This is a genomic window from Enterobacter vonholyi (assembly GCF_008364555.1).
GTDB lineage: Bacteria > Pseudomonadota > Gammaproteobacteria > Enterobacterales > Enterobacteriaceae > Enterobacter > Enterobacter vonholyi.
Map to the genome: position 1 here is coordinate 133,486 of NZ_VTUC01000009.1, position 7,841 is coordinate 141,326.

A 7,841-nucleotide genomic window follows, 5' to 3' on the forward strand; every position below is an offset into this window, starting at 1 on the left:
GGGCTACTGCTTCACCCACACCAGCTGGTCAACCCGGAAGCCCAGACTGCGCGCGGTGTTCAGGTAATCCTGCTTCACCGCATCTGGGATGGTTGGCGTGCGCGACAGGATCCACAGGTAATCGCGGTTCGGGCCGCTCACCAGCGCGTACTGGTACTTATCGTCCAGCCTGATCACGTTATACCCGCCGTAGAACGGGCCGAAGAACGACACCTTCAGCGCGGCCGTGGTCGGCTCGCCGGTGAAGTACGCTTTGCCTTCGCTCTCATTCCACTTGTTCTTCACCGGATCGTACCCCCGGTTAAGCACGCTGATACCGCCGTCGCTGCGCTTGCCGTAGGTCGCCGTCACCTGCTCCAGCCCGCGTTCGAAGCGGTTTTCCAGACGGGCGACTTCGTACCATTTGCCGAGATAGCGGCTGGCTTCGAAGTTAGTAATAGGCTGCACGCCTTTCGGCGGCGTGGGGGATTTACAGGCGACCAGCGTCAAAGCAATCGCAACACCGGTCACAACGGGCCATAGCTTCATGAGAATTCCTTTCATTTGCGCGGTTGGATGTTAAGTGTAGTGCACCGTTTCGGCGCTTCATCCCGTTCGGGAAAATTCGTAGTATATTGAGAGTATTCCTCCACTCTGGACACGGACATGGCTTACTCCATCGGCGAATTCGCCAGACTCAGCGGCATCACCGCCACCACCCTGCGGGCGTGGCAGCGTCGCTACGGTTTACTCAAGCCACAGCGCACGGAAGGCGGCCACCGCCAGTACAGCGATGAGGACGTCCAGCAGGCGCTCAAAATCCTCGACTGGGTAAAAAAAGGCGTCCCGATCGGCCAGGTCAAACCGCTGCTGGAACGCCCGACGCCGGGACGGACCAACAACTGGCAAACCCTCCAGCAGAACATGCTGCAACGCCTGCAGGACGGCAAAGTCGAGTCCCTGCGCCAGATGATTTACGACGCCGGACGCGAGTACCCAAGGCCAGAGCTGGTCACGAACGTGCTGCGCCCGCTGCGCAGCCAGGTCTCGGCCAACGTCGCCGCCGCCATGACCCTGCGCGCGATCCTCGACGGCATCATCATGGCCTACACCTCGTTTTGCCTCGAAGGCGATAAAAAAGCGCCGGGCGATAATATTCTGCTCAGCGGCTGGCACCTGAACGACCCGTGCGAGATCTGGCTCGAAGCCCTAACGCGCACCGGCCAGGGCCACCGCATCGACATCCTGCCGGTTCCGCCTGACGCGCTGGCACCGGAAATTTTCCCGGAGCGTAAATGGCTTCTGGTCACCAGCGGCAAGCTCACCGCCGCGCGGAAAAAGCAGGTGGAGCAGTGGCAGCAGCAGGTATCGCTTGATGTAATTATCCTCTGATAATTTTCTCCTGCGGGAATCTTCACGAAAAGTTGAATATTTTCCCGCGCCGCAGATGCTAACGTTTTCCTGTGACGTATAACTCCACAGGAAAATACCATGAAAAAAACTGCCCCTCTGCTGATGCTGGCCGCGATGGCCTTTACCCCTGCCGCCTTTAGCGCCGCCCCGGCCGGCACCCTGAGCGTACACATCCTCGACCAGCAAACCGGCACGCCTCCACCGGGCGTCACCGTCACGCTGGAAAAGCAGCAGCAGCAGGACAAATGGACCCCGATCGCCAGCGGTAAAACTGACCAGGACGGACGCATCAAATCACTCTATCCGCAGGACCAGGACATGCAGCCTGGCGTGTATAAAGTGACCTTCAAAACCGCAGAGTACTTCCACGGCAAAAAGCTGGACACCTTCTTCCCGGAGATCCCGGTGCTGTTTACCGTGACCCGCACCAACGAGAAGCTGCACATCCCGCTTCTGCTGAGCCAGTATGGTTACTCGACCTATAAGGGCAGCTAAGGCGCATTGATTCTAAAGGAATAAAAAAAATAGTTCCGCGAATACTTGGACAAATTAGTCATGTTGTGTAAGTTTTAATTATATGAACGGGAGGACCACACCATGACGACGAAACCAGTGCTGGGTATTAGCGGATGTTTGACCGGATCCGCCGTTCGCTTTGACGGCGGACACAAGCGTATGGGCTTCGTCATGGATGAGCTGGCCCAGTGGGTGAATTTCAGGCCCGTCTGCCCGGAGATGGCCATCGGCCTGCCGACGCCTCGCCCGGCCATACGCCTGACGCTGACGGAAAGCGGCGAAACGCAGCTCCGTTTTAGCAAGCCGCCTCATGATGACCTCACGCAGAAAATGGCCGACTTTACGGCGGACTATCTGCCAAAAATCGGCGATCTGTCGGGATTTATCGTCTGTGCAAAATCCCCAAGCTGCGGCCTGGAACGCGTGCGGCTGTACGATGAAAACGGCAACCGGGGCCGCAAGGAGGGGGTCGGGCTGTTCACCGCTGCCCTCCTTGAAACCTGGCCGTGGCTGCCCGTGGAAGAGGACGGACGCCTGCACGACCCGGTGCTGCGGGAAAATTTCGTCGAACGTGTTTTTGCCCTGCACGAACTGAACTCGCTGCGTAAAAATGGCCTCACGCGCCGCGCGCTGCTGGACTTCCACAGCCGTTACAAACTCCAGCTGCTGGCGCACCATCAGGCGGGTTACCGTGAAATCGGCCCGTTCGTTGCCTCGCTGCACGAGTGGGAAGACCTGGACGCCTTCTTCGTGGCGTACCGGGAAAAGCTGATGACCATCCTGAAAAAACCCGCCTCGCGGAAGAATCACACCAACGTGCTGATGCATATTCAGGGGTATTTCCGTAACCAACTGAACAGCCGCCAGCGCGGCGAGCTGCGCGACGTGATCCTGCACTATCGCAACGGACAGTTGCCTATCCTCGCCCCGATCACGCTGCTGAAGCACTACCTGGCCGAATACCCCGACCGGTATCTGATGACGCAAAACTACTTTGATCCCTATCCTGATGATTTGGGTCTGCGTCTGGCAGTCAAGTGATGAAAAAAATGCGAAGGCCCCATTGACCCATAGAGGCCCAAAGCAGTACCCCGTTTAGACGACATCCTCACTGTCGTCTCTTTTTTGCATTTCATCTCAAAGACTGTGATTATATACAGGCCTATTCTGCAAAAAGGGGCCTGCCTGTGATCAACACCCTGCACATTCAAAACTACCGCTCCATCCGCGACATGTCGCTGGAGCTGGAGCAGCTCAACATCGTCTTCGGCCCGAACGGCACCGGGAAATCCAATATCTACAAGGCGATACATCTAATGCACAGCGCCGCTCAGGGGCAGTTTTCCCAGGCGCTGGCGAACGAGGGCGGCATTCTGAAGGTGTTCTGGGCAGGCAAAACCCGCAGCGACCAGCTGCGGCGGATGAACCTCGCGGTGGAAACAGAGACCTACGAATACGAGCTGCAGGTCGGGTTTGTGGAGAAGCTGCCCTATCCCTCGCAGTTTCAGCTCGACCCGGTGATCAAAGAGGAGTCCATCTGGCTGAGCGGCCAGCACCGTCGTCCTTCGTCACAGCTGATGAAGCGTAAGAACCAGGCGGTGTTTCTGAACAACGTGCATCACGAGAAGGTGACCCACAGCGGCACGCTGTACGAGAACGAATCGGTATTCGGACAGCTCGGCGAACCACACCTTTACCCGGAAGTGTCGCAGATGCGCGAGTCCCTGCGTAACTGGCGCTTTTATCATGAGTTTTCTGTATCAATCGGCTCGGCGATGCGCGCCCCGCAGGTCGGTTTCCGCTCCCCGGTGCTGGCCAGCGACGGCGCCAACCTGGCGGCCGCGTTTCAGACCATCGTCGAGATTGGTGACGAGCTGCTGCTGATGCGCATCCTCGATCAGGCCTTCCCCGGCTGCGTGTTTTACAGCGACAACACTGGCGGACGTTTTCGCATGATGATGCAGCGCGAGGGGCTGAGCAGACCGCTGGAACCGGCGGAGTTCTCCGACGGCACCCTGCGCTTTCTGTGCCTTGCGGTAGCGCTGCTCAGCCCGCGCCCACCGGCGTTTATCGCGTTGAACGAACCGGAAAACAGCCTGCACCCGCAGATGCTGCCCGCCCTGGCGAGCTTAATCGCCGAGGCCAGCCGCTACTCGCAGATCTGGCTCACCAGCCACTCGCCGGAGCTGGCGAAGTTGATTGAGAAACAGCGATCGTTTTCGCTGTATCAGCTGTCTATGGCGGAGGGGGAGACGAGGGTGGAGAGGCTGGGGTAAGCCGCATTCTCCTCCTTAGAAGCCCAACAAAAAGAAACATAGTCCCAAACTCGACATTACTCCGGGGGCTTCCTTCGTATCTTGCGTTCATCGAGTAATGCATATAACCACGATCTGACGGCTGCCGCGATTGCTGCAATAGCGCTTACAACGACCACCCGCTTGATCTCTGGCCGGTCAAAAACCACTTCATGGCTGATGATGAATTTAACGACAATCAGGGCCAGAGAGAAAAACACCAGGCAGCAAACAAACAGGTAGGCAATGCTGAACAGTAACCTGGCGATAGTAGGTTTATTTTTTGTCATTTTTGTTCACCTCATCTTTAACAGCATTGCCGATAAACTCTCCCCCCAGAGAACCAATAATATCGCTAACTGGCGCACTTCCCGGGCCTAGCACAGGACTAAGCAACGGTGGAGCAACCACGTTGACTAGCGAACCAAATATCCATCCAGACGTCGTTCCTGCAAAAGCACCGGGATCCGCGCCATCTGTGAACAAAGTACCGCCGTAAGAAATCCCCAGACCAGCCAGTGGTCCGCGCCCTGCCACTAATGCCGCGGAGACGCCTGCCGATAAACTCGATTTATAATCCCATGTTTTTTGCTGGCTAACCGGGAGACTAAGATTCTTTTCGCTGTTAATATCAAACCATTGATATGTCCCATTCGCAATTTCCGCTATGACTATCCCCCCGACCACTTTCCCAGCGGTTGCAACCGGAGCCAAATACGCCGCGCCCGCTATCATCACACCATCTTTGTAACCATTTACAATCACCTTCGTAATATTTGTACTGTCTGGCATATCGCCTACGACCATGTGTTGAGAGGCTTTAACTTTCTCTTCATCACTCATCGGATTCATGATATTTCCATTTTCATCAATCAAATTAGTGTTAAACATCAGCGAGCCCTGAGACTGCAAGTAACTGCCCATTCCAGGTAGGCCAAACTCATTATTCTCAACACTATTCTTCCCGGCACTAGCCCCAGCCGCCGCACCAGCCGTATTCCCCCCAGCAATCCCGCCAGCTATGCCCGCTGAAACAGACGCCAGCGTGCTCACGGTCTGCCTCTGATCTTCCGTCAGTTTCGACGGGTCTGTGTCCGGATAGAACTGTTTGGCAATCGCTGTCGCAATCAGTTCACCGGATGCGGCCCCCACAGCGCCCGCTGCGGCACTGTTGCCCTGAAGGGCTGCGGTTACGCCGCCGAGGATGGCATGGGCAATCGCTTTTGCCGCCGTGTCGTCATTAATGCCTGCACGGTGACCGATAATGTACGCCAGCTCCGGTGCTGACGCGCCCGCCAGCGCCCCTCCGATATTGCCGCCCGCCAGTCCCTGCAGCGCTGCCGTGGCCGCCTGGATGCCGCGCTGCATGGCGCTGCCGGTTCCGTACGTCACCATCACTTCTTTGTATGCCTGGGTATCTCGCAGTTTCGCCAGATAATCCTGGCGCTGTTTCTCTGTCGCGTTTGCGGGGAGTGTTGCGCCGGTTTCTTTCTGTGCCGCCTTCAGCCCGTTCAGGTCACCCTGCGTCCTGGCAATATCCGCCACCTGGCTGCCAATTTCGCTGATCATTCCAACTGCGTTCAGGCGGTTCTGCTCTTTCTCCTTGTCGAAGATCGGGCTGATGCTGTCGTTGGCATGTTCGGTGTCGCGACTCAGATCGGCTACGTCCTGCTTCTGGTTTGCCTTGTCGCGGATAGTGAGGGAGCCTTCTGCTAAGGCTGCCTGCGTGGTGCCTTCCTTATGGCCTTTATTACCCGCAGCGGAAATCATGCCCCCCGGCAGGTTGCCCTGGAATTTATCTCCAAAGCTGCCGCCGCCGCTCAGGCTGATACCGGAGTGCGAGGTTTTAAAGTCCGCTTCGTTGTGGATATCGCTGAAGCCCAGCGTTCCGGTATCGAGACTGTTTTTGTCCGGCGTGGCGGTGGAGGCGATAACCGCGCCATCAAGCTGGGTGTGATGCCCCACGGTGATGTCGAAGCCGCCGTCCCCGGCATACAGCCCGGTTTGTTCGGCCACCGAATCAAAGCGGCTCTTCATCTTGTCCTGGCTGGCGTTGATATAGCCTGAACCGGACATGGTTCCGAAGGTGAAGCTGCCACCCGCCGCAACGCTGGTCTGCTTGCTGTCGTAGTCGCTGTTGTTCTGCTGGCTGCGCATCAGCAGGTCATGACCAACATCTGCCACGATTTTATTGCCGTTAACCTGGGCGCCATCAAGCACGGTGTCGTGCCCGCTTTTTAGGGTGACGTTTTTGCCGCTGTCGATTGTGGTTTCGGTCCAGTCGGTACCGTTACCTTTATCCTTGCCGTGCGCGGCGTTAACGTTGGCAAACACGCTGATACCCGCGCCGTTGCCTCCGGCACCGATGCTCACCCCAATGCCGCCACCGCTGCTGCTGTTCTTGCCGCTGGTCTTTTGGGTATTCGCTGCACCGGACAGCAGAATATCGTTCTGCGCATCCAGCGTGGTATCGCCCCCGGCTTTCAGCTGGCTGCCCGCAATCACGATGTCCCCGCTGTTCGCGCCTTTGTTTTTACCGTTCGCGGTGATGGAGAGATTATTGCCTGCGTTCAGCGTGCTGCCTGCCACCGCATCACTCTCAGCATGCTGCTGTGATTTCGACTTCTGGGTCGTCAGCGAGAGGCTCACACCCATTGCGTTCGGATCGCCGGTGGTTGCCGCCATATCCGCTGCCTGCCCGGCCTGCACGCCGGATAGCACCGTTTTGGTGGCCTGAAGGGCTTTCAGACGGCCATCACTTTGCTCTTTGGTCTCCTGCGCCGCGCTCACGGCATTGTTAATAGCGCTACCGACGGTGCCGGAGAGCGCCACGGTGAGCCCGCTTTTCTTCTGCTCGAAGGTTTCATCCCGGGTGCGCTTGTCGTGCCCCGGCTCGATGATGACGCTGTCGCCGCTGAGGCTTAAATCCTTCCCGGCGATAAGATCCGCACCGCCGATATGGGCCTGGTTTCCGGCAGAAATCGCGACGTTACCTCCCGTCGAACCCACCGTACTGAAGCTCTGACTCTGGGTAGTGCCCTTCTCACGGAGATCGTGCGTGCTTTTGCTGCTGCCGATGGTGAAGCCAATCCCGCCCGAGCCCATCAGGCCGGATTTTTTCTCTTCCTTAAAGCGCCAGGAGGTATCGCTGTTCGTGGCCGCCACGATATCGACGTTGTTGCCCGCCTTCAGCTTCACGTCGCCATCGCCCGCGACGGCGGAGCCTGACACTAACAGGTTATTGCCCGCAACCACCTGCACGTTGTCGCCGCTCAGCAATGAGCCGGATTCACGCGTCGCGCTGTTCTCCTCGATGGTGTGGGTGCTTTTCTTGCTCAGGAACCCTTTTTTGGTTTTGGTCTGCTCTTTGTAGTGATAGTCGCTTTCGGTTGCGGTATTGAGATTGACGTCGCGGCCTGCCGCCACGCCGATATCGCCCTTCGCCGTCACCTGCGCGGCTTCGGTGGTGACATCGCGCCCGGCGAGGATTTGGGTATTCGCCCCGCTGGCGATCTCGGTTCCCTGCTGACGCACCGATTCGTTGATGACGGTTTTCTTGCCTGACCTATAGCTGTCGCCCTGCGTGGTCTCTTCTGCAGCCAGATTCACGTCGCGACCCGCCTGCAGTCCGACGCTTTT

General features: G+C 57.7%; 7 protein-coding genes. 4 read left to right on the forward strand and 3 right to left on the reverse strand.

Features of this window, described 5'->3' with window-relative positions; translation table 11 throughout:
• Positions 1-3: 3 nt before the first annotated feature.
• Positions 4-528: a lipocalin family protein gene (locus F0319_RS15030; RefSeq protein WP_008500115.1), complete on the reverse strand. Its 525-nt coding sequence runs from the start codon at positions 526-528 to the stop codon at positions 4-6.
• Between the two features lie 117 nt (positions 529-645).
• Between F0319_RS15030 and F0319_RS15035 the strand changes: the two genes are divergently transcribed.
• The 4 genes from F0319_RS15035 (at position 646) to F0319_RS15050 (ending at position 4,184) form a co-directional block, all read left to right on the forward strand.
• Complete coding sequence (locus F0319_RS15035; protein WP_149367289.1) at positions 646-1,371, forward strand: MerR family transcriptional regulator; 726 nt, start codon at positions 646-648, stop codon at positions 1,369-1,371.
• 99 nt (positions 1,372-1,470) lie between these two features.
• Positions 1,471-1,887 carry a hydroxyisourate hydrolase gene (gene uraH, locus F0319_RS15040; protein ID WP_149367290.1) on the forward strand — a complete coding sequence of 139 codons (417 nt, stop codon included), beginning with the start codon at positions 1,471-1,473 and terminating at the stop codon, positions 1,885-1,887.
• Positions 1,888-1,989: 102 nt separating this feature from the next.
• The gene (locus F0319_RS15045) at positions 1,990-2,949 is read left to right on the forward strand and encodes a YbgA family protein (protein WP_149367291.1); all 960 of its coding nucleotides are present in this window, start codon (positions 1,990-1,992) and stop codon (positions 2,947-2,949) included.
• 146 nt (positions 2,950-3,095) lie between these two features.
• A complete protein-coding gene (locus tag F0319_RS15050) occupies positions 3,096-4,184 on the forward strand; it encodes an AAA family ATPase (protein ID WP_149367292.1) in 1,089 nt (362 codons plus the stop codon).
• A gap of 56 nt (positions 4,185-4,240) precedes the next feature.
• Here the strand turns inward: F0319_RS15050 and F0319_RS15055 are convergent, their stop codons facing one another.
• Both F0319_RS15055 and F0319_RS15060 read right to left on the reverse strand, forming a co-directional pair.
• Positions 4,241-4,492, reverse strand: a complete 252-nt coding sequence (locus F0319_RS15055; protein WP_127729056.1) for a hypothetical protein — start codon at positions 4,490-4,492, stop codon at positions 4,241-4,243.
• Positions 4,479-7,841: hemagglutinin repeat-containing protein (locus F0319_RS15060; RefSeq protein WP_188035108.1), on the reverse strand; the 3,363-nt coding region annotated here is incomplete at its 5' end. The genes F0319_RS15060 and F0319_RS15055, both read right to left, overlap by 14 nt.